Consider the following 24282-nt stretch of genomic DNA (forward strand, 5'->3'; position numbering starts at 1 on the left):
TCAGGCGGACGGAAGTCGCAACCGTCGCTTGGACAGGATGTTCCTCATCATTTCCGAGCTGCCGCCCGAGACCGTGTAGGCCCGGGACCACAACCAGCACTCGCGGAGTCGTCGACGTGCCTCGCGGAGGGCGTCGTCGTCGCGTCCACCGCATTCGACGGCCGCGGAGAGCTGCGTCCCGTGGGCCGAGAGCCGGTGATAGGTGTCGGCGAAGCTCAGCTTGGCGATCGACGAGTCGCCGGGTTCGTCGTTGCCGGCCAGCATCTGCTCGACGTGGTCGTCGATGAAGGCCTTGGCGGCCTCGACCTCACACGCGAACGTGGCCAGCCGGTGCCGGATGTCGGCGCTCTCGATCGCGGGCCGACCGTCGATGTCGCCGAGCCGCGCGACGGTGACGAGATCCTCCACGAGGAGTTCGAGCAGGATCACGTTGCCGCCGATGCCGAACCGTTCGAAGTCCAGGCCGGCCATGATCACCGACCACCCCGACCCGACGTCGCCGACGACCGCGTCGGGACCGACACGGACGTCGTCGAGCACCACCTCGTTGACCTCGTGCGCGCCGCCGATGGTGCGGATCGCACGCGCCTGCACCCCCGGGGAGCGCATGGGCACGACGAAGACGGTCAGGCCCTTGTGCCGCCGCGAGTCGGGGTCGGTCCGGACGAGCGCGAGACCCTTGTCGGCCCAGTGCCCGTCGGTGATCCAGAGCTTCGCGCCGGAGATGATCCAGTCGCCGTCGGGTTGACGGACCCCGCGCGTCCGCACGGCTGCGATGTCGCTGCCGGCGTCCGGCTCGCTGAGGAGCTGGCACCAGACGTCCTCGGACCTACGGATGGGCGGCAGGTGGGTGCGCTTCTGCTCCTCGGTGCCGAAGTGCAGGATCACGTGGGCGGCGAGGTTGACCTGGTCGACCGGTCGCGGCGCCCGGGCGCGCACGATCTCCTCGGCCACGATGCGGTCGCGTAGGGGATGGTGGTCGGGGTCGCCACCGTGTTCCACCGGCCAGTCGGCGCCGATCAACTTCTCGGCGAACAGCAGGGCGAACCACTGCCGCAGCATGGCCTCCTGCTCGGCGTTCTCCGGTGCGCGGTGCCCCTCGCGCGCGACGATGGCGGGCGCGTTCGCGGCGACGAAATCGCGGACGCGTTCCCGGAACTCGGTGAGCTGCTCGACGGACGGCCGCGACAGGGTGGTCACCATCCCGACGCCCCCGCGTAGTCGACGGCGCTGCGCCGCGCGGTGCCGACGAGGACGGAGTTGTCGGTGACGCGTCGGAGATCGTGGTGCAAGGGGTACTCCCAGGAGAAGCCGATGCCGCCGGAGAGCTGGACACATTCGTCCACCATCGCGACGACCGAGGACATGACGAACGCGTGGGCCGCGGCGGCGAGCGGCACGGCCTCGACGTTCCCGCCCGGCTGCTCACCGAGTCGGCGTGCTGCCTTGGCGATCAGTGCACGGCATCGGACCTCGAACACGAGCAGGTCCGCGAGCCGGTGCTGGACTGCCTGGAAGGCGGCGATCGGTGAGCCGAAGGCGATGCGGTCGCGGAGATAGTCGACCAGTCTCTCGCGTGCCGCGGCGAGTGCGCCCACGGAGTCGGCGGCGACGAGCAACCGCGTGACCGCGGTCAGGACATGCGCCGCGCGGGCGTCGCCGATCTCCGTACACGGGTGGCGTGTCAGGTCGATCAGGACGCTGGGACGGTCCAGGTCGAGCGATGCGTCGTCGTCCGACGTCGCCAGCGGCACCGACTCGGACAGCCCGACGCCGTCCGGACCGAGGACGAGTACGAACTCCGCGACGTCGGCGTGCGTGACACGCACCGGCGCCCCGTGGACCGCCAGTGCCCCACACGTGGTCCCCGCGAGCAGTCCCGGCAGGAGTCGGTCGCGGAGGTCCGCCGTCGCCCAGGACACCGCCGTCGCACACACCATCGACGACACCCACGGAGCGGTCGCGCGTGCGCGACCGAGCTCCTCGGCGATCACCGTGGCGACGAGCGGTTCCCAACCCGACCCGCCGCGGTCCTCCGCGACCAGCAGTCCGAGCCAGTCCATCGATCCGAGAGATCGCAGGTCGCTCCCCGACCCCGCCGCGAGGTACTCGCGCGCGGACTCGCGGACGAATGCGACGTCCAACGCATCGTCGTCCATCGCGGTGTCAGCTACGGATCAGCAGGGCTTCGGCGTTGTCCCGCATGATGCGTCGCTTCGCGGCGTCGTCGAGGGGGTCGAGCAGCTTGACGAAGTCCGCCGGCTCGGCGAGCCCCTCGGCATGCGGGAAGTCCGAGCCCATGAGCAGGCACTCGTCGTACCCGAGGGCCTGGGCGATCGCGGGGGTGTCGTCCTCGGGATAGGGGACGACGCCGACGTGGCGGCGGAAGATCTCCGAGGGGCGCTCGGTGAGCGGGCCGCCGATCCACGGACCGTTGCGTCCCATGCCGCGGCTCTTGTCCATGTGGCGGACGAAGCCCGGCACCCACTCTGCCCCGTGTTCGGCGACGAGCACCTTCAGGCCGGGGAAGCGTCCGAAGAGGTTGTCGAAGATGAGAGCGGACAGCGTGTCCTCGATGGGGCGCTGACCGTAGATGTTCATCCACTGCCAGGCCGACATGTGCCACGCCGCGGGATCGGGGTCGAGCCCCCACGCCGGCGAGATGGCCGAGAAGTACCAGTACGGCTGGATGTGGAAGACGAGCGTGCAGCCCGCCTCCTGCAGTCGTGCGTAGATCGGGTCGAAGTAGGGATCGCCCGGGGACCGGCCGTAGGCAGGGCCCGTCGGGAGGAGGACCATCTTCGCGCCCTGCTCGATGATCGCCTCGGTCTCGGCGATGGCCGAGTCGAGGTCGCGCAGGGACAGCAGGGCGGTGGCGAAGATGCGGCCCTGGTGGTCGAAGCCCCACGTCTCGTCGAACCACCGGTTGAACGACCGGAGGTTGGCGTAGAGGGCCTCGGTGTCGTCGACGTAGTGCTCGGCCGCCAGCGCCATGCCGGCGGGGAAGATGACCGCGCGCGCCACGTTCTGGCGGTCCATGATCTCCAGACGCGGGCCGCGCTCGAGGTACTCGGTGCGCATCGGCTCGGGCTGATAGGTCTCCTCGGGGTTGCCCGAACCCATCTGCTTGAGCATCTCCTTCAGCGATCCCGGACGGTAGGCGAGGTCGAACCCGAGTCCGGCCTCGCTGTTGAAGGTCGCGATGCGGTGGCCGGCGAGGATCGCCTCCTTGCCGTCGCCACCCTTGACCGGGAGGATCGCGCGATCCAGGAACTTCGACGGGAGGTAGCGGGTGAAGGCGTCTCGCGTCTCGTAACAGTGCGTGTCACAGTCGAAGATTCCGTAGTCCAGGGTGGCCATCGAGCGAACTCCTTCGGTCCGAGAATTGCTGTTCTCACCTGACGCAAACAATACTATCGTTTCGCGAGATCGCCCGTATCGGGTCTGCTCGGATGAGCCGACCCGGTCGTGCGATCCCATCCCGACGACGTGAGTGAGGCCGCATCCGATGCCGTTCCCCGACTACGTCCCCACGATCCCGGTCATGCTCGACCGCGTCGTCCGGCAGCACGGCGACACCACCGCGATCGTGTGCGGTGGGGAGTCGGCCACCTACGCCGACCTGGCCGGCCGGTCCGCGCGTCTGGCCCGCACGCTGCTCGCACACGGGGTGGGCAAGGGAGACCACGTGGGGATCCTGATGCCGAACAGTGTCGACTGGGCCGTGGCCTATCTCGCGGTCACACGGATCGGCGCGGTCGCGGTGCCTCTCAACACGTTCTACCGCGCGTCGGAACTCGGCTGGACCGCCCGGCACGCGGACCTCTCGGCGATCCTCGCGTGGCCGCGCTCGGCCAAGGTCGACTTCACCGCGACCCTCGAGGCGGCCTTCGACGGGTTGTCGACGCAGGTCCGCCCTGGCCGGTTGCGCATCCCGTCGGCCCCCTACCTGCGGACGGTGTTCGTCTGGGGTGAGAGCGACCGGCGCTGGGCCACGGCGGTCGTGGGCGACTCCACCGAGACCGGTCGCGGACCCGACGGCGTCGACGACGACCTGCTCGCCGCCGTCGAGTCGGCCGTGGTGCCGTCCGACGACGCGCTCATCATCTACACGTCGGGCAGCACCGGTGACCCGAAGGGCCCGCGGCACACCCAGGGCACCGTGGTCCGCCACACCTTCAACCTGACGTCGGTGTACCTCGTGACCTCCGACGACGTGCTGTTCACGTCGATGCCGTTCTTCTGGGTGGGTGGGCTGATCACCGGACTGCACGCGGTCATGCACCACGGCGCCACCCTCGTGACCCAGGAGGCGTTCGACGCCGACGCGGCGGTCGATCTCATGCAGGACCACCGCGCCACCATCGCGCTGGGGTGGCCACAGCAGGGCAAGACGCTCGCCCAGAGCGCCACCGCCCGGGGCTCGGACCTCTCGTCCCTGCGCCGCACGAGCATGCCCGCTCTCGCCCCCGACATCGCGCCCCCGGCGACGGGCGCGCTGAACCTCGGGATGACCGAGACGTGCGGGATGCACATCGGCGCCGACCCCTATGTGGCGCAACCGGAATCGCGACGTGGGACGTTCGGGCAGTCGCTCGACGGGATGACCCACCGCATCGTCGACCCGGAGACGGGCGTGGACGTCGGACCCGGAGTCGAGGGCGAGATCTGGGTGCGCGGGGTCGCGCTGATGCAGGGCCTGTACAAGTTCGAGCGCGAGGAGACCTTCACGCCGGACGGATACCTCCGCACCGGCGACGCCGGGTTCGCCGACGCCGACGGGTGGATCACTTACACCGGTCGGCTCGGCGACATGATCAAGACGGGCTCGGGTGTCAACGTGACGCCCACCGAGGTGGAGGCCGCCCTGATGGGATGCGCGGGCGTGCAGGAGGCCTATGTCGCCGGCGTCGACGACCCCGATGCGGGGACGATCGTCGGCGCGGCGCTGATCGCGGCGCCCGGGGCCGACCTCGACGTCGATGCGATCCGCACCGAGCTGAAGTCGACCCTGTCCGCCTACAAGATCCCGAAACGCGTCACCGTGGTGGAGAAGGCCGCGCTGCCGTTCACCAGCACCGGCAAGATCAAGCGCCGTGACCTGGCGGTGATGCTCGCCGATCTCGCACCGGTCGGCCACAACACGACGACGGAGCATGCCCGTGCAGACCACTGAGTCCATGTCCCCCACGGAACTCGCCGAGTTCCGGGACACCGTGCGGCAGTGGCTCACCCGCCACTCCCCCATCGCGACGGTCCGCGACACCATGGACGGCCCCGACGGCTGGGATCGCGCGCTGCACACCGCGTTGGCCACGGAGTTGGGTGTGCTCGGCGTGGCGGTCCCCGAGGAGTACGGGGGTGCCGGCGCGGGCCTGCCCGAACTGGCGTCCGTCCAGGAGGAGCTGGGCGCCGCGTTGACGTGTTCGCCGGTCTTCGGGTCGATCGTGCTGGCGGCGCAGACGCTGCTCGCCGTCGACGACCGGTCGGCGTGCGCCGATCTCCTCCCGGGCCTCGTCGACGGCAGCGTGACCGCGACGGTCGCCCTCAACGGCGAACTCGGGCCCTGGGACCCGGCCGCCGTGACTCTCACCGCGCAGGACGAGGCGGGTCGGGTGCAGGTGTCCGGGGTCCTGGAGAAGGTCGTCGACGGTGACCGCGCCGACGTCCTGCTCGTGGCCGCTCGCCGGGGCGACGAGATCCTGCTGGTCCGTGTCGCAGGTGACGCGGACGGCGTCCGCCGAGATGCGCTGACGACCCTCGACAGGACGCGCGGCATCGCCCGGGTGGTCCTCGACGCAGCCCCCGGTGACATCGTGGGCGACCCGGCGGGTACCGCGTCGGCGCTGGCCCGGGCGTCGGATCTGGCCGTCGTCGGACTGGCCGCCGAACAGATCGGCGCGGCGCAGCAATGTCTGGACCTGGCGGTGGACTACGCCCGCGACCGTATCCAGTTCGGCCGGGCGATCGGTAGTTTCCAGGCCGTGAAGCATCGATGCGCCGACATGCTGGTGGAGGTCGAGACGGCGCGCTCGGCCGTCGTCCACGCGACGCTCTGCACCGAGTCCGACGAACTCGCGGTGGCCGCCGCCGTGTGCGGCATGGTCTGCTCGGACACGTTCGCCGACGTCGCGTACAACGCGATGCGGGTGTTCGGCGGGATCGGCTTCACCTGGGAACACGACGCGCATCTGTACCTCCGCAGAGCCACGGCCGACCGCCTCATGTGGGGCACGCCCGACCACCACGGCGAGCGGCTCGCGCAGCTCGTCGGCGACACCACCGGGAGCATGTGATGGCCGTCGGGCTGATGATGGAACTGCCGACGCACCGGGTGGAGGCACCCGAGGAGTTCGTCACGGCGGCGGCGATCGCGGAGATCGCGGGCGCGGCAGAGTCGGCGGGGTACACCGGCGTCTACGTGACCGACCATCCCGCTCCGGACGCGAAGTGGCTCGACCACGGCGGGCACCACGCGCTCGACCCGTTCGTCGCACTGTCGTTCGCGGCCGCGGCGACCACCTCGCTCTCGCTGCTGACGAACATCTACATCGCGGCGTACCGCAACCCGTTCCTCAGCGCGAAACAGGTCCAGAGCCTGTCGGTGCTCAGCGGGCATCGCTTCATCCTGGGCGTCGGTGCCGGGTACCTGAAATCCGAGTTTCGTGCTCTCGGTGTTGATTTCGACACCCGCGGTGCCCTACTCGACGAGTCGCTGGAGGTTCTCAGGGCCGTCCTGGGGGGCGAGGACACCGCGTGGGAGGGCAGCTCGTTCTCGGCGCGCGGGGTACGCCTGCGTCCGGCGCTCCCCCCGGCGACCCCGCCGATCTGGGTGGGCGGCAACAGCAAGGCCGCCATCCGACGAGCGGTCGCGCGCCACGAGGGGTGGTCTCCCTTCAACACGTTCGGCTACTCCGCCACGACCCGCACCGCCGAGGTGTCCGATCTCGCAGAGCTCGAGGCCGCCATCGGATGGGCGCGGTCCTACGCGGACGAGATCGGACGCACGGCCCCGTTGGACGTCTGCTTCTCGGCGGGGCCGATCCTGAGCGGGCGGCGATCCGCCGACGAGCGTCGATCGGTGCTGGAGCGACTCGAGCAGATCGGGGTGACGCACGTGACCGTGGACTCCCGCGGCGACGACCGCGAAGAGGTCATCGGCAACCTGCGCGAGTTCGCCGCCGACGTCGTGCCGGACTGACCGGCCGTTCTCAGTCGGCCGCGGGCCGCATCCTGCTGTTCTCGGCGAAACCGTCGACGGAGATCCGACGGGACGCGAACAGCCACCGGCCGTCGGCGCCGGTGACGAACCGGTCGCGGTAGCGACCCCAGTGGTCGACGCCGGCGTCGGTGAAGACCGTGAAATAGCTGGTCGCAGCAGCGGAATCGGTCGTCACGTCGGAGATCGCGGTGCTGCTGACGTGGTGGTGCACGTACCGCGGGGCGGGCCGCCCGGTGTCGGGCAGGACCTGGGCCGCGAGCCCCGAGGCGATGTCGTCGGGTCCGACCATCGGGGGCCCGGCGGGCGTGCGCAGTTCGCCGTCGTCGGCGAAACACGCCGCGAGCCCGGGGAGATCGAACCGGTCGGTCGCGGCGGTGTAGCGCATCAACAGGTCCCGGATCTCCTCACGCGCCTGCACCTCGGTCGACTGCACGTCCACTCCCCTTCCGTTCGCATGGTGTCCGGGACGCCCGACTCCTGGACTGCGAGTTCACCAGCACTTCTGGCCCTCGACCGTCAGCGATGATAACGTCATTCTCACCCAGCGTTAACTGCTATTCCGCAGCTGCTCAGAGGAGGCTCTTCGTCATGACGCCCCGGTCACTCGGTTACCCGGTCTTCGACATCGACAACCACATGTACGAGACGTCGGACGCTCTCACCAAATACCTGCCACCCGAGCACAAGGGCAAGGTCGGCTACGTCTACACCAACGGCCGTCCGAAGCTCGTGGTGAAGAACCGGATCAGCCACATGATCCCGAACCCGACGTTCGAGCGCGTGGCACGCCCGGGCAGCGCCGAGGACTACTTCCTCGGCAAGAACCCGGAGGGCAAGTCCTTCCGCGAGTTCATCGGCGAGGCGATGGACGTGCACCCCGGGTACCAGAACCCCGAGCCGCGCATCAAGCTCATGGACGAGCTCGGTCTCGACCGCTGCGTCATGTACCCGACGCTGGCGAGTCTCATCGAGGAGCGCTCGACCGACGACGTCGTCCTCACCCACGCCGTCATCCATGCGCTGAACGAGTGGATGCATGAGCACTGGACGTTCAATTACGAGGGACGCATCTTCGCGACGCCGGTCATCACGTTGTCGTTGGTGGACGAAGCGATCAAGGAGCTCGAGTGGATCCTCGAGCGCGGCGCCAAGACCTTCCTGGTGCGGCCGGCCCCCGTGCCGAGCCTCACCGGCGGCTCGCGGTCGATGGGTCTGCCGGAGTTCGATCCCTTCTGGCAGGCCGTCGTCGACGCCGACATCCCGGTGACCTTCCACGCCTCGGACAGCGGCTACCAGGACCACCTGATGGCCTGGGAGGGTGGCGACGAGTACCTGTCGTTCAAGCCCAGCGCGCTGCGCGAGGTCGTCATGGGTCACCGCGCGATCGAGGACACGCTCGCCGCTCTCGTGTGCCACGGTGCCCTGACGCGATTCCCCGATCTCAAGGTCCTGTGCGTGGAGAACGGCAGCGGCTGGGTCAAGGGTCTGCTCGACCAGCTCTCGGGCGCGTACAACATCATGCCGAAGGAGTTCGACGAGCACCCGGTCGACGCCTTCAAGCGCAACGTCTACATCCACCCGTTCCTCGAGGACGACGTCCAGAGCATCGTCGAGATCATGGGTGCCGACCACGTCATGTTCGGGTCGGACTACCCGCACCCCGAGGGGATCGGCGACCCGATCAGTTTCGTCGACCGGCTCGACGGGATCTCCGAGGAGGACAAGCGGAAGATCATGGGCGGCACCGCCATGGATCTGCTGCACATCCCGGTCGACGCCACGGTCTGAGCCGACTCGACCTCATCACGACGACACGGTCGGTGCCCCCGGGTGCCGGCCGTGTCGTCGTATCCACACCGAAAGGACACCGATGACATCCAGTGAGCAGACCGTCGTCACGTACACGGGCATCGACGCGTTCGAGGCCGCGGTCGGGAGCCATCTCGGGTACAGCGACTGGCGGGAGGTGACGCAGGATCAGGTCGACCTCTTCGCCGACGCCACCGGTGACCACCAGTGGATCCACGTCGACCCGGTCCGCGCCGCGTCCGGCCCGTACAAGACCACGATCGCGCACGGCTACCTCACCCTGTCGATGGTGCCGCTGATGGTGCAGCAGATCTACCGCGTCACCGGGCTGGCCATGCAGGTCAACTACGGCGTCGACAAGCTGCGGTTCCCGGCACCCGTCCCGGTCGGGTCGCGGATCCGCTCCGGAGCCGAACTCGTGAAGGTCGAGCGCATCCCCCGCGGTGCCCGGTCGACCGTCCGTGTCACCGTCGAGGTCGAAGGCGGCAGCAAGCCGGCCTGCGTCGTGGACACGATCGCGATGATGGTCGAGGCCGAGCCCGGCGCGTGATTTCCTGACCCGCAGACCACTGTGGCCCGCCTCCGAGTCGGGGGCGGGCCACGGTCCTCTGATCGCTCAGGTCAGGTCGAAGTCGATGACACCGCGGATGTTCGCGCCGGCACGAAGATCCTTCATCGCGACGTTGATGTCCTCGAGCCGATAGCGGTTGGTGATGAGCTCGTCGAGCTTGAGGGTCCCCGCCTCGTACATCGACAGCAGCATCGGCATGCTCGCCCGCGGGTTCATGTTGCCGTAGAGGACACCCTTGAGGGTCTTGGCCGAGTTCACCATCTCGGCCAGCACCAGGGGCACCGACATCTCCGACACCGGGGTCATGCCCGTGAGCACGCACACGCCGCCCTTGCGGATCGACATCATGGCCTCCCCCACGAGTTCGGCGTGCACGACGCCCGCGGTGAGGATCAGCCGGTCCGCCATGACGCCCCAGGTGAGTTCGCGGACGAGGTTGGTGGCCTCCCCGAGGTTCTCGGCGACATGCGTCGCGCCGAACGACGGTGCGATATCTCGCTTGGACTCGACGGGGTCGACGGCGATGACACGCTTGGCGCCTGCCGCGCGCGCACCCTGCACGGCGTTCATCCCGATCCCGCCGACGCCCACCACGATCACGGTGTCCCCGGGTTGCGTCCCCGCGGCGGTGGATCCCGAACCGAAACCGGTGGTGACACCACAGGAGACGAGTGACGCGGCGTCGAGCGGGATCCAGTCGTGGATCTTGATGACCGACCGCGCGGACGCCACCACGTACTCCGAGAACGTGCCCACCTGCATCATCGCCATCAGGTCCTGGTCGTCGTAGTGCCGACGAGGCGTGTGGTCGGTGGTCATCTTCTTGCTGTGGAGGAACTCCCCCACGTCGCACAGGTAGCTGAATCCCGTAGCGCACCAGCGACAGTTCCCGCAGGCGGGGATGAACGAGATGGCGACCCTATCGCCGGGCTTGACGTCCGTCACGCCCGGTCCGACCTTCTCGATGACGCCGGCGCCCTCGTGCCCGCCGAGCATCGGGAAGAAGTCCGGCGGATCCATCCCGAGCTCGCGCATCATGGCGGCGATGTCGTCGCTGAGAACGCTGTCACCCGTGGCGAAGTGGTCGTCGGAGTGGCAGATCCCCGCCACGGACATCTTCACCAGGACCTCGCCCGCGTGGGGTTCGTCGAGATCGATCTCCACGACGTCCCATTCACGGCCGACTCCCTGCAGAACCGCGGCCTTGCTCTTCATGCTTCACTCCTTCTCCGGACGGCGCGTGCCGCCGGTTCGAACCGGTGGGGTGGGTACGGGTGGACGATCCGACTCACCCGGAGACCCTGCGGATGGGGACGTTCTGCCACCCGAAGACGTTTGCCATGCGGACCCGCTGCAGCCCGGCACGGTCGATCTCGAAGTGCGGCAACAGGTCCAGCAGGGCGTTGAACGCGATACGGCTCTCCAGCCGCGCCAGGGCCGCGCCGAGACACGAGTGCGCCCCGTAGCCGAATGCGATGTTCGGCCCGTTCGGGCGGATCCGGTTGATGTCGAAGGTGTCGGGGTCGTCGTACATGCGGTCGTCGCGCAGCGCCGCCCCGTTCATCAACAACATCGTGGTGTCCTTCGGGAGCGTCGTCCCGTGGATCTCGATGTCGCGGGTCAGGCTCCGGACGTTGTACTGCGACGGTCCCTCCATTCGCAGTGCCTCCTCGACGGCGTCCGGGATCTTGTCGCGGTCGCCGCGCAGCTGCTGCCACTGCTCCGGGTGGTCGGCGAAGAGGACGAGGGCGTTCGCGACGAGCTTGGTCACCGTCTCGGCACCCGCCCCGCCGAGCATCGAGGTGAACATGGCGATCTCGATGTCGTCGAGCGAGACCTTCTCCCCGTCCCGCTCGACCTCGGCGCGGATCAGACCACTGATCATGTCGTCGCCGAGATCCTGTCGCTTGCGACCGATGAGCGAGTAGTAATAGAGCCCCATGTCGTAGGCGGACTGGAGCCCCTCCGGCGTCATCTCGATGCTGCCGGGACGACGTTCCATCATCTGGTCGAGCCAGTGCCGGATCTGTTCGCGATCTTCCTGGGGCACACCGAGCATGGTGGTGATGACCTCGATCGGGAACAGCGCCGAGAAGTCCTGCACGAGGTCGAAACCGGCGTCGGCGTCGACCGCGCCGAGCGTGCGACCGACGATGTCGACGACCTTCTCCTCGAGTGCGGCGATCGCGCGGGGCGTGAACACCTTGTTCACGAGGTTGCGCAACACCTGATGCTCCGGCGGGTCGAGATGGATGATCACGGGCGTGACCGTGATCAGCTTCTCCTCGGAGACGTGCATGTCGAGGGTCGCGCCCTTGGCCGAGGAGAAGGTGGCCGTGTCCTTGTACGCCGCCGCGACGTCCTCGTAGCGCGACAGCGCCCAGAAGTCCCACTTGTCGTTCCGGTAGAGGGGTGCCTCGTCGCGCAGCCGCTTGTAGGTGGACCACGCCCCGGTGAAGTAGTCGTCGGAGAACGGGTCGAACTCGACGGTGTCCGCCTGTGTCGTCACGGTGATGTCGCCTCTGTTCGTGGGGGTTCGGTCGGGTGGGTCATCGACGGGCGAGGAGCTTGTCGCCGATGACCTGCGTCTCCCGCAGGTCGGCGATCTGCGCGTCGCCGAGTCCGACCTCGTGCAGCACCTCGTCGTTGTGCTGACCCAGGGTGGGTGCCGGCGCCCGGTGGTGGTGATCGGGCCCCGGGCTCATGCGGAACGGCCACCCGGGGAACTCCAGTTCGCCGCTGAGCGGGTGCGAGATCTCCTGGAAGTACCCGCGGTGTCGCAACTGCTCGTCGTCGTACATGCGGTCGGCCGTCATGACCTCGGTGACCGGGACACCTGCGGCCCGCAAGGTGTCGACGATCTCGGGTCCGGTTCGCGCGGAGCACCATTTGCCGACGACGTCGTCGAACAGGTCGTGATGCGCCCTCCGGTCGGCCGCCGACGCGAGCGTGCGAGCCGCCGTGGCATCGGGGCCCACGATCGGCGTGATCGCGGCCCAGTCGTCGTCGTCGCGCACGGTGAGGGCCACGAATCGACCCTCCTCGGAGGTCGGGTAGACACCCTGAGCCGCGACGGTGTCCCGGTTGCCCATGCGGGAGGGGACGTTCCCGGTGAGGCTGTACTCGATCACCTGCTCGGGGTTCGCGGCGGCCCCGGCCTCGATCTGCGCGACCTCGACGAGTTGGCCCTCACCGGTTCGCGCGCGGTGCGCCACCGCGGCGAGCAGGGCGACGCAGGCGTGCACGCCGGCGATCGGATCGGCGGGACCCTGCAGGTTGCACGGATTGCCGTCGGGATACCCGGTGGCCCAGGTCATCCCGGACAGCTGCTCGAAGTTCAACGCCCAGCCGACCCAGTCGCGCCACGGGCCCTCGAGACCGAACCCGGGCATGCGGACCTCGATGACGTCGGGGTTGATCGCCCGGAGCGACTCGTAGTCGAGACCGAACTGTTCGACGACCCGCGCCGAGAAGTTCTCGATCACGACGTCCGCCTCGCCGGCCATCCGCAGAGCGATCTCGCGACCCTCGGTGGAGTTGAGGTTCAAGGTGATGTCGCGCTTGTTCAGGTTCGTGCCCTGCCACAGCGCACCACGTTCGTAGGCGTCGTCGCCCTGGTAGAGCATCCCGCCGGAGTAGCGGTGGCTGTCCGGGCGCTGGATCGACTCGACCTTGACGACGTCGGCTCCGAGGGCGCCGAGGTAGCACGTGACGTACGCACCGGCCCAGAAGGTGCTCAGGTCGAACACGCGGAGGCCGGCGAGCGGACGCGCGGGATCTGTTGTGGCGTCGGCGCGGAAGCGTTCGGTGTCGAGCCAGGTGGTGTCGGCTGCCCCGAGCGAGGGCGCGGAGCCTGTCGGGTCGGCGGGGGTCGCCGACAGCCGGAACGCCGGTCCCGGTCGCGTGTAGCCGCGGCCGTCGAGCTCGGTCTCCACGAAGAACCCGCGCTGCTCGAACTGCGGACAGGAGAGGACGGTCCTGCCGTCGCAGACCGGTGTCGCGGGGATGCGCATCGCCTGGCACAGGGCGACGATGTCCTCGACCTTGCGTTCGGCGACCCAGGGCTCGATGAGCGCGAAGAACTGCGCACGCTCGGGCCCGCCGATCATGATCGACATCTGGTGCTCGCCGAATTCGATGCCGCCGACCATCGCGCAGACGTCGAGCCAGTTCTGACCGGTGAGGCAGTTGATGCCGACCCACCCGTCGGCCGCCGCGAGGACCCCGACCATCGGCTGTGTCGACGACGTCGGCGGCAGACCCATCGACATCAACCGCTGGGCGACCAGCATCGGGTACGGCAGCGTCGACATCATCGCCTCGGCGACGGCCAGGTCCACCTCGACGACCCCGTCGCGTGCCGCGATCGGCAGCGCGGACAGCGTGGCGACCGCCACCCATGCGCCCGCGACGTACTCGGGGATCCGGCCACCGGCGCCCACCGGCGTCCGACCGGGATCGCGCTCGGTGACCCATCCGGTCGCCGCCTGCATGGTCAGGGGGCTGGTCGGGACGCCCACCCGTGGCCCGGTCTGACCGAAGTCCGAGACACGCAAGACGACGAGCGGGTTGCCCAGTCCCTCGAGGGAGGCGTGGTCCACACCCCAGCGAGCCTGCTCCGTGCCGCCGGGCGGCAGCGACTCGATGAGGACATCGCAGTCGGCGATCAGGTCACGCACCACGCTGCGGTCCCGCGCGTCGTCGGGATCGACGGTGAGTCCGCGCTTGTCGGCGTTCACGTAGTCGAAGAGCCCGCCGTGCCGGGTCGCGACCGCCGTGTCGGCGGCGGACACGCGCTGACGCAGCACATCACCCGAACCCGTCTCGATCTTCACGACGTCCGCCCCCAGCGAACGCAGGAGACGGCATCCGTAGGGGGCGGCGATGTCCGACGCGATCTCGACGACCCGGAGCCCGACGAGGGAGCGGGTCATGCCGGCGACCCGATGGCCTTGGGTTCCATGTAGGTGCGCAAACCCATCTCGCCGCCCTCGCGGCCGATCCCGCTCTGTCCGAACCCGCCGAAGGGTGCGTCGCCCGGCGTGGTGCCGTTGATCGACACCTGGCCGGTCCGCATGCGCCGGGCGATCGCGAGCGCACGGTCGGTGTCGGTGCCCCAGACCGCCCCGCCGAGGCCGTACTGCGAGTCGTTGGCGATCGCGACTGCCTCGTCGTCGGACTCGTAGGACAGCACGGTGAGGACCGGACCGAACACCTCTTCCTGGGCGATGTGATCGGAGCTTCGCACGCCCGTCACGATCGTCGGGGCATAGAAGTGCCCGGCGCCCGCGTCGACACGGTGTCCCCCGGTGGCGACGGTTGCTCCGTCGGACACGGCCTTGTCGACCATGGTGCTGACGCGCTCGAGGTGATCGGCGCTGATCAAGGGACCCATGTCGACGTCACCGGCCACAGGGTCGCCGACGGTCACCTTCTCGGCGAGGGAGACCAGGCGGGCGACGATGTCGTCGTGTCGTGACGCGGGCACGACGAGCCGACTGTTGAGGATGCACGCCTGTCCCGCGTGCAGGGTGCATCCCTCGAACAGCAACCGCGCCATGGTCTCGTCGTCGAGATCGGCGTCGTCGAGGATGATCGACGCCGACTTGCCGCCCAGTTCGAGCAGGACGCGCTTCATCGTCCGCGCCGCCGCGGCCATGACCGACCGGCCCACCGCCGAACTGCCCGTGAAGCTGACCATGTCCACGCGGGGGTCGGTGGTGAGCAGCTCGGACCCCTCGAGCGAGCTGGGTGTCACCACGTTGACGACCCCGGCGGGGATGTCGGTCTGTTCGTCGATGATCGTCGCCAGCGCGAGCGCCGAGAGCGGTGTCAGCGGCGACGGCTTCAGCACCACCGTGTTGCCCGCGGCGAGGGCGTTGCCCACCTTCATCGCGTTCAGGGTGTGCGGGAAGTTCCAGGGCGTCAGGACCGACACGACGCCCAAGGGCTCGTACCGGAGAAGGGTGGTGCCGGCCGCGCCCCACGCGGGGATCGCGCTCTCCACGGGCTCCGCCGCCAGTTCGGCGTTGCGCAACGCCATGATCGCCGGGGCGTCGATCTGGAAGAGGCGCTCGTTCTCGGTGCATCCCCACTCGTGCTTCGCCAGTGCGAGGAGATCGTCGCCGGCGCCGAGCAGGGCGTTCGCGAGCTGCTGGACGTGCTCGGCGCGTTCCTTGGGATCGAGGCCGGACCAGCCGCCGTCGTCGAACGCCCGACGGGCCGCGCCGATCGCCGCGTCGACCTGGCCGGTGCTCGCGTCCGGGGCCATCGCGACGGTCTCACCGTTCCCGGGGCGGATGTCGGCGTACCGGCCACCCTCGGGTTCCTGCCATGCGCCGTCGATGTACACGCCATAGGAACGATCGGCCAGAACCGAATCAGACATCTGCCATCCTGCTGTCGGTGGGTGAACGACACATTGTGAACACATGACGCGCGCCGTAGTCAATGATGCTGGACCACGAAAGTCCGCTTCACGTGGGCCAATCCGTCGATCTTGACAGCTCGTGCGAGCGGAGTCCATGCTTGCGGGCGTCGTACATTCTCATCGTAAGTGTACGTTCTCTGATCGCCGACAGGAGGCACATCGGTGCTGACCGACGTCCCGCTTCACACGCCCGAGTTCTTCGCGGGCAACCCCTACCCGGCATTCCGTGAGATGCGCGCGGGAGCGCGCGTGTGGTGGAACGACGTCACCAAGTTCTGGGCGCTGGTCCGATACGACGACATCCGGTTCGTCTCGTCGAACCCGGCGCTGTTCTCGTCGGCGAAGGGGATCATCATCCCCGAGGTCGACGGTGAGGAGCTGATCCAGCCCGAGAACCTCATCTTCACCGACCCGCCCCGTCACCGACAGTTGCGCAAGCTCATCAGCGCCGGCTTCACCCCTCGCCAGGTCGCGCTCCTGGCCGACGAGATCACGAAGATCGTGACGGGGATCTTCGACGAGATCGACACGACGCGGGAGTACAACTTCGCCGAGGACATCGCGGCCCCGCTCCCCACCCGGCTCATCGCGGACATGCTCGGTGCCCCGTCGACGGACTGGGAACAGTTCCGCCACTGGTCCGACGCGATCGTCGCTCTGAACGACCCCGACATCGAGCAGGACCCGCTCGAGGCCATGGCCGAGTTGTACGAGTACTTCCTGAAGCTGATCAACCTGCGCCGGGAGGGCGTCTCCACCGGCAAGACCGATCTCCTCGCGATCCTCGCGGCCGCCGAGGTCGACGGTCTGAAGCTGACCGACGACGATCTGCTCGCGTTCTCGTTCCTCCTCCTGGTCGCCGGCAACGAGACGACGCGCAACCTCCTGGCCTTCGGCATGCTCAACCTCATCGAGAACCCCGATCAGTTCGCGCTGTTGCGGTCGGACCACTCCCTCATCCCGTCGGCGATCGAGGAGATGCTGCGGTACAACTCGCCCGTCGCGCACATGGCGCGCACCGCCACCGCCGACGTCGAGGTGGGCGGCCAGCTCATCAAGGAGGGTGACCGGGTCGCCATGCTCTACGGCGCCGCGAACCGCGACGAGGACGTCTTCGGCGACGACGCCGAGGAGTTCATCATCACCCGTGACCCCAACCCGCACATCGCCTTCGGATACGGCGAGCACATGTGCCTGGGCGCTCAGCTGGCGCGACTCGAGGCGCGGATCTTCTTCGAGCAGTTCCTCACCCGGTTCTCCGACATCTCACTCGTCGGAGACATCACCCGTCTCCGAGCGACGATGGTCCCGGGGGTCAAGAAGATGCCGGTACGACTGAAGGCAGGTGCCTGATGGATTTCGACTACACCGACGAACAACTCGAGCTGCGCGAGAAGCTCCGGAGCGAACTCGACGCCGTCATGACGCCGGAACGTCAAGCGGCGATGGAGAACCGCCTGGAGGGCGGTCCCGCGGTCAAGGAGTGCCAGCGCGCCCTCGGCGACGCGAATCTTCTCGCGGTGTCGTGGCCCGAGGAGTACGGCGGCCGCGGGTTCTCCGCGATCGAGCAGTACCTCTTCTCCAACGAGGCCAAGCGTGTGAACGCGCCGATCCCGATGATCACCCTGAACACCGTGGGCCCCACCCTGATGCAGTTCGGTTCTCAGCAGCAGAAGGATTTCTTCCTGCCGAAGATCCGGCAGGGTGAGCTCGACTTCGCCGTCGGGTACTCGGAACCCGGCGCCGGCAGTGACCTCGCCGCATTGCGAACCACCGCGGTGCGTGACGGCGACGAGTGGGTGATCAACGGCTCCAAGATGTGGACGAGCGGTGCGGAGTTCGCCGACTACGTCTGGCTCGCTGCTCGGACGGACCCCACCCTGAAGAAGCACAAGGGTCTGAGCCTCTTCATCGTCCCGACCTCCGCGCCCGGGTTCTCGTGGAAGCCGTTGCGCACCATGCCCGGTGTGCAGACGTACTACACGTTCTACGACGACGTCCGCATCCCTGCGGAGAACCTGGTGCACGAGGTGAACGGCGGTTGGGCGCTCATCACGGCGCAGCTGAACCTCGAGCGTGCGGCGCTCGGCAACCTCGGTGCCATCGAGCCCCTGTGGGAGAAGACGCTGGACTGGGCGCGCACCACGTCGCACGGTGGCGGGAAGGTGATCGACGAGCCCTGGGTGCAGTCGACCCTGGCGCGCGTCGAAGCCGAGATCGCGGCATACAAGCTCCTCAACCTTCGGGTGAACGCGTCGATCGGCTCCGGTGGTCTCGGGATGGCGCAGGCATCGGCGGCCAAGGTGTTCGGCACCGAACTGGTCCAGAAGGTGGCGCGCGAACTCCTCGAGGTGGTGGGGGCGAACGGTATCCGAGCGGGCGCCAACGCACCGCTGCGCGGTGCGTTGGAGACCGCCTATCGACAAGCGGTCATCACCACGTTCGGCGGGGGTGCCAACGAGGTCCAGCGCGACATCATCGCGATGGCCGGCCTCGGCATGCCCCGCGCCCCCCGCGACACCTCGTCCAAGAAGTGACCCCGTCCCCCCCGATGACCCAGGAGTCCCCCACCGTGCCAGACAACGACGGTCTGCAGGCCCGGCTCGACGCGATGATCGGTCAGCCGACGTCGACCACCCCGGTGAGCCATGCGCCGGATCCGGTGAACCAGCCGATGATCCGCCACTGGGCCTACGCGCTCGACGACATGAACCCGGCCTACCTCGACGCGGAGTTCGCCGAGAACTCGCGCTTCGGGGGCGTGGTCTCGTCGCCGGTCATGCTGCAGACGTGGACGATGCCCCCGCCCGAGCTCGTGCACCTCCACGAGCGCGGTGGGGTCCCGATCGTCGTGAAGGACAACCCGCTGCAGTTCCTCGCCGATGCGGGGTACACCGGCACCGTCGCCACCAACTCGGAGTTCGAGATCGAGCGTTATCCACGCGTGGGTGACGAGCTGACCGCGGAGACGGTGTTCGACGAGATCTCGACCGAGAAGAAGACGGCCATGGGGACCGGGTTCTTCGTGACCTGGCTGACCACCTACCGCGATCAGGACGGCGAGGTGGTGGGGCGCCAGCGCTTCCGGACCCTGCGATTCAAGCCGGGCGCGAAGTGATCGGCACCCGGCTCGCGCCGACCATCAGCCCCGACACACAGTTCTTCTGGGACGGACTGCGCGACCACACCATCCTGATCCAGCAGTGTTCCGACTGCGGCACACGGCGATTCCCGCCGCGGCCGATGTGCTTCTCCTGTCAGTCACTGAAATGGGAGACCGTGACGGCGGCAGGCACCGGGACCGTCCACAGCTTCGTCATGCCGCAGTACCCGCCGCTGCCCTTCTTCGAGTACCCCTACATCGTCGCCCTGATCGACCTCGACGAGGGCGTCCGACTGGTCTCGAACCTCACCGACGTCGCGCCCGACGACGTGCACATCGGCATGCCCGTGACGGCCTACTTCACGACGTTCGACACCCTCGACAAAGAGGAGCTGGTCCTGCACCAGTTCCGTCCGACCGCTGCGGCAGTGGGAGATTGACATGGACTTCACCTTCACCGACGAGCAGGAAGCGATTCACGACGTCGCCCGGAAGCTCTTCGAGACGCGCGCGACACCCGAGCGTCTGACCGAGATCGAGGCCGGCGACGTCCGCTTCGACGCCGAGCTCTGGCAGGAACTCGCCGGTTCGGACCTGCTCGGGATCGCCCTGCCGGAGAGTGTCGGGGGCAACGGGGGTTCGTTGCTGGACCTGAGCATCGTCCTGGCCGAGGTGGGGTGGAGCGTGGCACCGGTCCCGGTGTACGCGTCACTGCTCCTCGGCGCCGACACGATCGCCCGCCACGGCGACGCCGACCAGGTGACCCAATGGCTGACCGGGGTCGGCGACGGCAGCCGCATCCTGACGGCGGCGCTGTCCGAGCCGGGCGGCGGTGCCACCGTGGACACCACCTCGACACGCGCGACGTCCGACGGCACGGGCTGGCGGATCTCGGGTGCCAAGGAACTGGTACCCGCCGCGCAGATCGCCCATGCGGTGGTCGTACCGGCGCTGCTCGACGACGGCGACGTCGCCTTCTTCGTCGTGCCGACCGACGCCGCGGGCGTGAGTATCACGCCGGTCGCGACCACCAACGGCGAACCGCACGCCGACATCGACCTGGCAGACGTCGCCGTGGCGGCGGATCAGCGCATCGGTGCGACCACCTCGGGCCGAGAACTCCTGCGCGACCTCGTCATCCGCGCCCAGCTCGGCCTGGCGGCCGTCCAGATCGGCGTGACCGACCGCGCGTTGCAGCTCGCGGCGCAGTACACGACGCAGCGGGAACAGTTCGGTCGCCCGATCGGGTCGTTCCAGGCGGTGCAGCAACGACTCGCCGATGCGTTCATCGACGTCGAGTCGATCCGCTGGACGACCTTCCACGCGGCGTGGCTGTACTCCGAGGGCCGCGACGCCGAGCGTGAGGCGGCCATCGCCAAGTACTGGGCCGCGGAAGCGGGTCCGCGCGTGGTCGCGTCGGCGCAGCAGGTCCACGGCGGGATGGGCATCGATGTCACCTATCCCCTTCACCGGTACTTCCTGTGGGGCAAGACCTACGAGCTCAGCCTCGGCTCGGCCCCGCACCAGCTCGCCGAACTCGGCCACGGACTCGTAGGAGCGCACGCATGACCAGTACCACGTCCCCGGGCCGCACCCTGACCGGCGCCGACGTCTCCGTCGGGGACGCGGTCACACCGATGTCGGTGAAGGTGACCACCACCTTGATCGTGGCCGGCGCCATCGCCTCCCGCGACTACATGCCCGTTCACCACGACAAGGACTTCGCCACCGCGCAGGGGTCGCCGGACATCTTCCTGAACATCCTCACCACCAACGGGCTGTGCGTGAAATTTCTCCACCAGTGGGCCGGCCCCGAGGCGATGGTCGCGAAACTGTCGGTGCGACTGGGAGTCCCGGCGTTCCCGAACAGTGACCTCGATTTCACCGGCACCGTGACCGCTGTCGAACCCGACGGCGACGGGCACCGCGTCGAGATCGATCTCGAGGGCGTCAACAACCTGGGGAAGCACGTGTACGGTACCGCGGCGCTGCACCTGCTGGACGGGCCTGCCCGGTGACCGACACCATCGCTCGCAAGGCGGCTGTCGTCGGCATCGGCCAGACGGAGTACTCCAAGGAGTCCGGTCGTTCGGAACTGCAGCTGGCGTGCGAGGCCGTCAAGAGCGCCCTCGACGACGCCGGTCTGACGCCGTCCGACGTGGACGGGATGGTGACGTTCACGGTCGACTCGTCCGAGGAGATCGAGGTCGCGCGCAATCTCGGCATCGACGACCTCCACTTCTTCAGCCGCGTCCCGCACGGCGGCGGCGCCGCCGCCGGCACGGTCCTGCAGGCGGCGATGGCCGTCGCGACGGGAATCGCCGACGTCGTCGTCTGCTATCGCGCGTTCAACGAGCGGTCGGGCCTGCGGTTCGGCGGCGCGGGCCGCGACCACACCACCACTCCCCTCTGGCTCGCGCCGTACGCCCCGTTCGGTCTCATGACCCCCGCGGCGTGGGTGGCTCTGCACGCCCGGCGCTACATGGAGGCGTACGGGGTCACGAACGCCGACTTCGGCAAGATCTCCGTGATCGACCGCAAACACGCCGCGACCAATCCCGACGCCTGGTTCTACGAGAAGCCCATCACCATCGAGGATCACCAGAAATCGCGGTGGATCATCGAACCCGTTCTCCGCCTGCTCGACTGCTGCCAGGAGAGTGACGGCGGTGTGGCGATGGTGGTGACCAGCGCGGAGCGTGCGAAGGACCTGAAGCAGCGACCCGCGGTGATCGCCGCCGCGGCACAGGGTGGTGGACGAGACGGCGAGGTGATGACGAGCTACTACCGCGACGACATCACAGCGCTGCCCGAGATGGGGATCGTCGGCGACGCGCTCTGGACGCAGGCCGGACTCACGCCGCAGGACATCCAGACGGCCTTCCTGTACGACCACTTCACGCCGTTCGTGTTCGTGCAGCTCGAGGAGCTCGGCTTCTGCGGACGGGGTGAGGCGAAGGACTTCGTCACGGTCGACGGGTTGTCGCTCGGCGGACACCTCCCCATCAACACCAACGGTGGCCTGCTCGGCGAGGCGTACATCCACGGGATGAACGGCATCGTCGAGGGAGTCCGGCAGATCCGCGGCACCTCGTACAATCAGGTGCCGAACGTCGAGCACACGCTCGTCACGTCCGGTACGGGTGTTCCCACGAGTGGTCTGATCCTGGCCCAGCCGTGAAGGAATGATCAGTGGTGTCCGAGCGGGGATGGTGAGCGATGATGGCGCACTCGTACAGCGTCGACATGCGCAACACCCTGATGGGAGCCGCGTTCACGTGCTTCCGTGACCGCGGGCTGGCGAAGACCACGATGAGCGACGTGGCCCGCGAGGCGAAGGTCTCGCGGAGCACGCTCTACCAGTACTTCACCGACAAGGAGCACCTCCTCGAGGCATGCGCCGAGACAGCCGCCGAGCGGTTCTACCAGCGGATGGCCCAGGCGATGGACGAGGGGAAGACCCTGCGCGACAGACTGGCCCTCGCGGCGGCGTTCGTCACGTCGGCTCTGCGGGTCGTGGAAGGGCAACTCTTCTACGACCGCGACGAGGTCAACATCCTGCTCACGCGGAACTCCCGGGCGCTGCTCAAGGACTGTGCCGATTTCATCGGCCCGTACATCGCCGCTGCTCGGGTCACGGGTGAGGTGCGCCGCGACATCGACGTTCCCGCGGCCAGCGAGTGGTTCGCGCGGATGTTGTTCTCGCTCTTCACCACCCCGTCGCCGCTCTTCGACGTCAGCGACAGTGAACGCACGCGGGATTTCGTGGCGCAGTTCGTCGTCGACGGCTTCACGCCCGATCCGTCCGCAGCCCGTCGACGACGCCCCTGACCGGTGTCCGGGGCGTCGTCGCGGTGAGCTCACACGATCGCGCCGGCCTCCTTGTGGCGGGCGATCGTCTCCCAGTCGAAACCCGCCTCGAGCAGCAGCATCTCGGTGTGCTGACCGTGTTCGGGCGCGCCCACCGGGACGGCGGGGGTCTCGTCGAACTGGACCGGGTTGGTCGGCAACGCGAACGGCGTGCCGTCCGAGGTCGTCATGGTGGCCATGTACCCGTTCGCGGTCACCGACGGATCGACGGCCACCTCGCCGGGCGTCTGGACGATGCCCCATGCCCCCGACACCCCGGCCAGCGCGGAACGCCACTCCTCGAGTGTGCGCTGGGCGAACGCCTCGTCCATCAGCTGGATGAGCGTCACCCGGTTCGCGTAACGCGAGGCGTCGTCGACGAACCGCTCGTCGTCGATCAGCTGCGGCAGACCGATGGCGTGCATCGTCTCGGCGAAGAACTTCCCCATCTGCAGCATCATCAGCGTGACGAAGCGGTTGTCCTTCGTCCGGTAGTTGCCCACCAGCGGGTTGGGCGCGTCGGCGTGGGTGAAGGTCGGGGCGGGGTTGCCGCCGAACAGGTTCGCGATCGCGATGTCGGGGCCGAGGTTCCAGGCGGCCAGTCCGAGGAGCGACACGTCGACCACGGAGCCCTTGCCCGTCGTCTTCTGCTTGTACAGCGCTGCCGCGATGCCCCCGGCGATCGTCATGCCGCCCAAAAGATCTCCGAAGGCCGGGCGCGAACGCACGGTCTCCTCGGCGTCGGCCTCGGTCAGAGCGACCGCGATCCCGCCCCGGGACCAGTACGAGACACCGTCGTACCCGGGCTTGTCGGCGTCGTCGCCCTTCGGTCCGTGGCCGCTGCCGCGCACGTACACTACGTCGGGCTTGACCGCGCGGATGTCCTCGACGTCGATCCCCAGCCGCGCACGGCGGCTGGGCAGGTAGCTGGTGAGGAACACGTCGCAGGTCTTCGCCAGGGCGTGCAGGACCTCCTGGCCACCCTCGGTCTGCAGATCGATGCCGATGGACCGCTTCCCGCGGTTGGGGATCTCGATCATGTAGTTGACGTTGCTGCCGGCGTCGACGATCCCGCTGGTCACCAGGCCGCGCTGCGGGTCACCGCCCACACGGGGTTCGACTTTGATGACCTCGGCGCCCCACTCCGCGAGAACCGCTCCCGCCGAGGGGACGAAGGTCCAGGCCGCGACCTCCAGCACGCGGACGCCGGCGAGGGGTCTGTCATCGGTCATGTGGCGATGCCTCCAGTTCGACTGTGCGGCAACCGATGGCGATCGCCTCATGATGGCCCGCGGCGT

22 protein-coding genes are annotated in these 24282 nt (G+C 68.5%); 13 read left to right on the forward strand and 9 right to left on the reverse strand.

Translation table 11 applies throughout. The features are described from left to right. The 3 genes from Q1A98_RS09255 to Q1A98_RS09265 are packed head-to-tail and all read right to left on the reverse strand — an operon-like array spanning position 1 to position 3360. Positions 1 to 1203 carry an acyl-CoA dehydrogenase family protein gene (locus tag Q1A98_RS09255; protein ID WP_299572348.1) on the reverse strand — a complete coding sequence of 401 codons (1203 nt, stop codon included), beginning with the start codon at positions 1201 to 1203 and terminating at the stop codon, positions 1 to 3. Then, a complete protein-coding gene (locus Q1A98_RS09260) occupies positions 1197 to 2159 on the reverse strand; it encodes an acyl-CoA dehydrogenase family protein (RefSeq protein ID WP_299572351.1) in 963 nt (320 codons plus the stop codon). Before Q1A98_RS09260 ends, Q1A98_RS09255 begins: the two co-directional genes overlap by 7 nt. Positions 2160 to 2166: 7 nt before the next feature. Further along, on the reverse strand, positions 2167 to 3360 hold the full coding sequence (locus Q1A98_RS09265) for an amidohydrolase family protein (protein WP_299572354.1): 1194 nt from the start codon (positions 3358 to 3360) through the stop codon (positions 2167 to 2169). 148 nt (positions 3361 to 3508) lie between these two features. On the opposite strand from Q1A98_RS09265, the gene Q1A98_RS09270 reads away from it, so the two are divergent. The 3 genes from Q1A98_RS09270 to Q1A98_RS09280 are packed head-to-tail and all read left to right on the forward strand — an operon-like array spanning position 3509 to position 7201. Further along, the gene (locus Q1A98_RS09270) at positions 3509 to 5176 is read left to right on the forward strand and encodes a class I adenylate-forming enzyme family protein (RefSeq protein ID WP_299572356.1); all 1668 of its coding nucleotides are present in this window, start codon (positions 3509 to 3511) and stop codon (positions 5174 to 5176) included. Continuing rightward, a complete protein-coding gene (locus Q1A98_RS09275) occupies positions 5163 to 6296 on the forward strand; it encodes an acyl-CoA dehydrogenase family protein (RefSeq protein WP_299572359.1) in 1134 nt (377 codons plus the stop codon). The genes Q1A98_RS09270 and Q1A98_RS09275 overlap by 14 nt, the downstream gene beginning before the upstream one ends. Continuing rightward, positions 6296 to 7201 carry a TIGR03619 family F420-dependent LLM class oxidoreductase gene (locus Q1A98_RS09280; RefSeq protein ID WP_299572361.1) on the forward strand — a complete coding sequence of 302 codons (906 nt, stop codon included), beginning with the start codon at positions 6296 to 6298 and terminating at the stop codon, positions 7199 to 7201. Before Q1A98_RS09275 ends, Q1A98_RS09280 begins: the two co-directional genes overlap by 1 nt. 10 nt (positions 7202 to 7211) lie before the next feature. Here the strand turns inward: Q1A98_RS09280 and Q1A98_RS09285 are convergent, their stop codons facing one another. After that, the gene (locus Q1A98_RS09285) at positions 7212 to 7655 is read right to left on the reverse strand and encodes a nuclear transport factor 2 family protein (RefSeq protein WP_299572364.1); all 444 of its coding nucleotides are present in this window, start codon (positions 7653 to 7655) and stop codon (positions 7212 to 7214) included. Between the two features lie 155 nt (positions 7656 to 7810). On the opposite strand from Q1A98_RS09285, the gene Q1A98_RS09290 reads away from it, so the two are divergent. Together Q1A98_RS09290 and Q1A98_RS09295 are read left to right on the forward strand one after the other, a co-directional pair. Next, positions 7811 to 9010 carry an amidohydrolase family protein gene (locus Q1A98_RS09290; protein WP_299572367.1) on the forward strand — a complete coding sequence of 400 codons (1200 nt, stop codon included), beginning with the start codon at positions 7811 to 7813 and terminating at the stop codon, positions 9008 to 9010. Positions 9011 to 9092: 82 nt separating this feature from the next. Further along, entirely contained in the window at positions 9093 to 9581 is a 489-nt protein-coding gene (locus Q1A98_RS09295) for a MaoC family dehydratase (RefSeq protein WP_299572370.1), read from the forward strand. Between the two features lie 66 nt (positions 9582 to 9647). On the opposite strand, the gene Q1A98_RS09300 is transcribed toward Q1A98_RS09295, so the two are convergent. From Q1A98_RS09300 to Q1A98_RS09315, 4 genes are all read right to left on the reverse strand, one after another. Further along, on the reverse strand, positions 9648 to 10817 hold the full coding sequence (locus Q1A98_RS09300) for an NDMA-dependent alcohol dehydrogenase (protein WP_299572373.1): 1170 nt from the start codon (positions 10815 to 10817) through the stop codon (positions 9648 to 9650). 73 nt (positions 10818 to 10890) lie between these two features. Then, on the reverse strand, positions 10891 to 12111 hold the full coding sequence (locus tag Q1A98_RS09305; RefSeq protein WP_299572376.1) for a cytochrome P450: 1221 nt from the start codon (positions 12109 to 12111) through the stop codon (positions 10891 to 10893). A 40-nt stretch (positions 12112 to 12151) separates the two neighbouring features. Beyond that, entirely contained in the window at positions 12152 to 14536 is a 2385-nt protein-coding gene (locus Q1A98_RS09310; RefSeq protein ID WP_299572378.1) for a CoA transferase, read from the reverse strand. Beyond that, positions 14533 to 15990: an aldehyde dehydrogenase family protein gene (locus Q1A98_RS09315; RefSeq protein ID WP_299572380.1), complete on the reverse strand. Its 1458-nt coding sequence runs from the start codon at positions 15988 to 15990 to the stop codon at positions 14533 to 14535. Before Q1A98_RS09315 ends, Q1A98_RS09310 begins: the two co-directional genes overlap by 4 nt. Before the next feature lie 273 nt (positions 15991 to 16263). Between Q1A98_RS09315 and Q1A98_RS09320 the strand changes: the two genes are divergently transcribed. From Q1A98_RS09320 to Q1A98_RS09355, 8 genes are all read left to right on the forward strand, one after another. Next, positions 16264 to 17385, forward strand: coding sequence for a cytochrome P450 (locus Q1A98_RS09320; RefSeq protein ID WP_299572819.1), 1122 nt, complete (start codon positions 16264 to 16266; stop codon positions 17383 to 17385). Further along, positions 17385 to 18569, forward strand: coding sequence for an acyl-CoA dehydrogenase family protein (locus tag Q1A98_RS09325; RefSeq protein WP_299572382.1), 1185 nt, complete (start codon positions 17385 to 17387; stop codon positions 18567 to 18569). The genes Q1A98_RS09320 and Q1A98_RS09325 overlap by 1 nt, the downstream gene beginning before the upstream one ends. Positions 18570 to 18643: 74 nt before the next feature. Continuing rightward, a complete protein-coding gene (locus Q1A98_RS09330; protein ID WP_299572821.1) occupies positions 18644 to 19150 on the forward strand; it encodes a MaoC family dehydratase N-terminal domain-containing protein in 507 nt (168 codons plus the stop codon). After that, a complete protein-coding gene (locus Q1A98_RS09335; protein ID WP_299572823.1) occupies positions 19150 to 19575 on the forward strand; it encodes a Zn-ribbon domain-containing OB-fold protein in 426 nt (141 codons plus the stop codon). Before Q1A98_RS09330 ends, Q1A98_RS09335 begins: the two co-directional genes overlap by 1 nt. A gap of 1 nt (position 19576) precedes the next feature. After that, positions 19577 to 20704: an acyl-CoA dehydrogenase family protein gene (locus Q1A98_RS09340; RefSeq protein WP_299572385.1), complete on the forward strand. Its 1128-nt coding sequence runs from the start codon at positions 19577 to 19579 to the stop codon at positions 20702 to 20704. Beyond that, positions 20701 to 21153 carry a MaoC/PaaZ C-terminal domain-containing protein gene (locus Q1A98_RS09345; protein WP_299572388.1) on the forward strand — a complete coding sequence of 151 codons (453 nt, stop codon included), beginning with the start codon at positions 20701 to 20703 and terminating at the stop codon, positions 21151 to 21153. Before Q1A98_RS09340 ends, Q1A98_RS09345 begins: the two co-directional genes overlap by 4 nt. Beyond that, a complete protein-coding gene (locus Q1A98_RS09350; RefSeq protein WP_299572391.1) occupies positions 21150 to 22316 on the forward strand; it encodes a lipid-transfer protein in 1167 nt (388 codons plus the stop codon). The genes Q1A98_RS09345 and Q1A98_RS09350 overlap by 4 nt, the downstream gene beginning before the upstream one ends. A 41-nt stretch (positions 22317 to 22357) precedes the next feature. Beyond that, on the forward strand, positions 22358 to 22966 hold the full coding sequence (locus Q1A98_RS09355) for a helix-turn-helix domain-containing protein (RefSeq protein ID WP_366943414.1): 609 nt from the start codon (positions 22358 to 22360) through the stop codon (positions 22964 to 22966). A 29-nt stretch (positions 22967 to 22995) separates the two neighbouring features. Here Q1A98_RS09355 and Q1A98_RS09360 read toward each other — a convergent pair whose 3' ends face one another. Next, on the reverse strand, positions 22996 to 24216 hold the full coding sequence (locus tag Q1A98_RS09360; protein ID WP_299572397.1) for a CoA transferase: 1221 nt from the start codon (positions 24214 to 24216) through the stop codon (positions 22996 to 22998). Positions 24217 to 24282 lie beyond the last annotated feature (66 nt).

The organism is uncultured Williamsia sp. (assembly GCF_947494875.1).
Lineage (GTDB): Bacteria > Actinomycetota > Actinomycetes > Mycobacteriales > Mycobacteriaceae > Williamsia_A.

What these genes read in the sequence shown, in the direction of transcription:
- Q1A98_RS09255 (WP_299572348.1), bottom strand. Translation starts at nt 1,203, where the DNA reads ATGGTGACCACCCTGTCGCGGCCGTCCGTCGAGCAGCTCACCGAGTTC.
- Q1A98_RS09260 (WP_299572351.1), bottom strand. Translation starts at nt 2,159, where the DNA reads ATGGACGACGATGCGTTGGACGTCGCATTCGTCCGCGAGTCCGCGCGC.
- Q1A98_RS09265 (WP_299572354.1), bottom strand. Translation starts at nt 3,360, where the DNA reads ATGGCCACCCTGGACTACGGAATCTTCGACTGTGACACGCACTGTTAC.
- Q1A98_RS09270 (WP_299572356.1), top strand. Translation starts at nt 3,509, where the DNA reads ATGCCGTTCCCCGACTACGTCCCCACGATCCCGGTCATGCTCGACCGC.
- Q1A98_RS09280 (WP_299572361.1), top strand. Translation starts at nt 6,296, where the DNA reads ATGGCCGTCGGGCTGATGATGGAACTGCCGACGCACCGGGTGGAGGCA.
- Q1A98_RS09290 (WP_299572367.1), top strand. Translation starts at nt 7,811, where the DNA reads ATGACGCCCCGGTCACTCGGTTACCCGGTCTTCGACATCGACAACCAC.
- Q1A98_RS09295 (WP_299572370.1), top strand. Translation starts at nt 9,093, where the DNA reads ATGACATCCAGTGAGCAGACCGTCGTCACGTACACGGGCATCGACGCG.
- Q1A98_RS09300 (WP_299572373.1), bottom strand. Translation starts at nt 10,817, where the DNA reads ATGAAGAGCAAGGCCGCGGTTCTGCAGGGAGTCGGCCGTGAATGGGAC.
- Q1A98_RS09310 (WP_299572378.1), bottom strand. Translation starts at nt 14,536, where the DNA reads ATGACCCGCTCCCTCGTCGGGCTCCGGGTCGTCGAGATCGCGTCGGAC.
- Q1A98_RS09315 (WP_299572380.1), bottom strand. Translation starts at nt 15,990, where the DNA reads ATGTCTGATTCGGTTCTGGCCGATCGTTCCTATGGCGTGTACATCGAC.
- Q1A98_RS09320 (WP_299572819.1), top strand. Translation starts at nt 16,264, where the DNA reads ATGCGCGCGGGAGCGCGCGTGTGGTGGAACGACGTCACCAAGTTCTGG.
- Q1A98_RS09325 (WP_299572382.1), top strand. Translation starts at nt 17,385, where the DNA reads ATGGATTTCGACTACACCGACGAACAACTCGAGCTGCGCGAGAAGCTC.
- Q1A98_RS09330 (WP_299572821.1), top strand. Translation starts at nt 18,644, where the DNA reads ATGATCGGTCAGCCGACGTCGACCACCCCGGTGAGCCATGCGCCGGAT.
- Q1A98_RS09340 (WP_299572385.1), top strand. Translation starts at nt 19,577, where the DNA reads ATGGACTTCACCTTCACCGACGAGCAGGAAGCGATTCACGACGTCGCC.
- Q1A98_RS09345 (WP_299572388.1), top strand. Translation starts at nt 20,701, where the DNA reads ATGACCAGTACCACGTCCCCGGGCCGCACCCTGACCGGCGCCGACGTC.
- Q1A98_RS09355 (WP_366943414.1), top strand. Translation starts at nt 22,358, where the DNA reads ATGGCGCACTCGTACAGCGTCGACATGCGCAACACCCTGATGGGAGCC.
- Q1A98_RS09360 (WP_299572397.1), bottom strand. Translation starts at nt 24,216, where the DNA reads ATGACCGATGACAGACCCCTCGCCGGCGTCCGCGTGCTGGAGGTCGCG.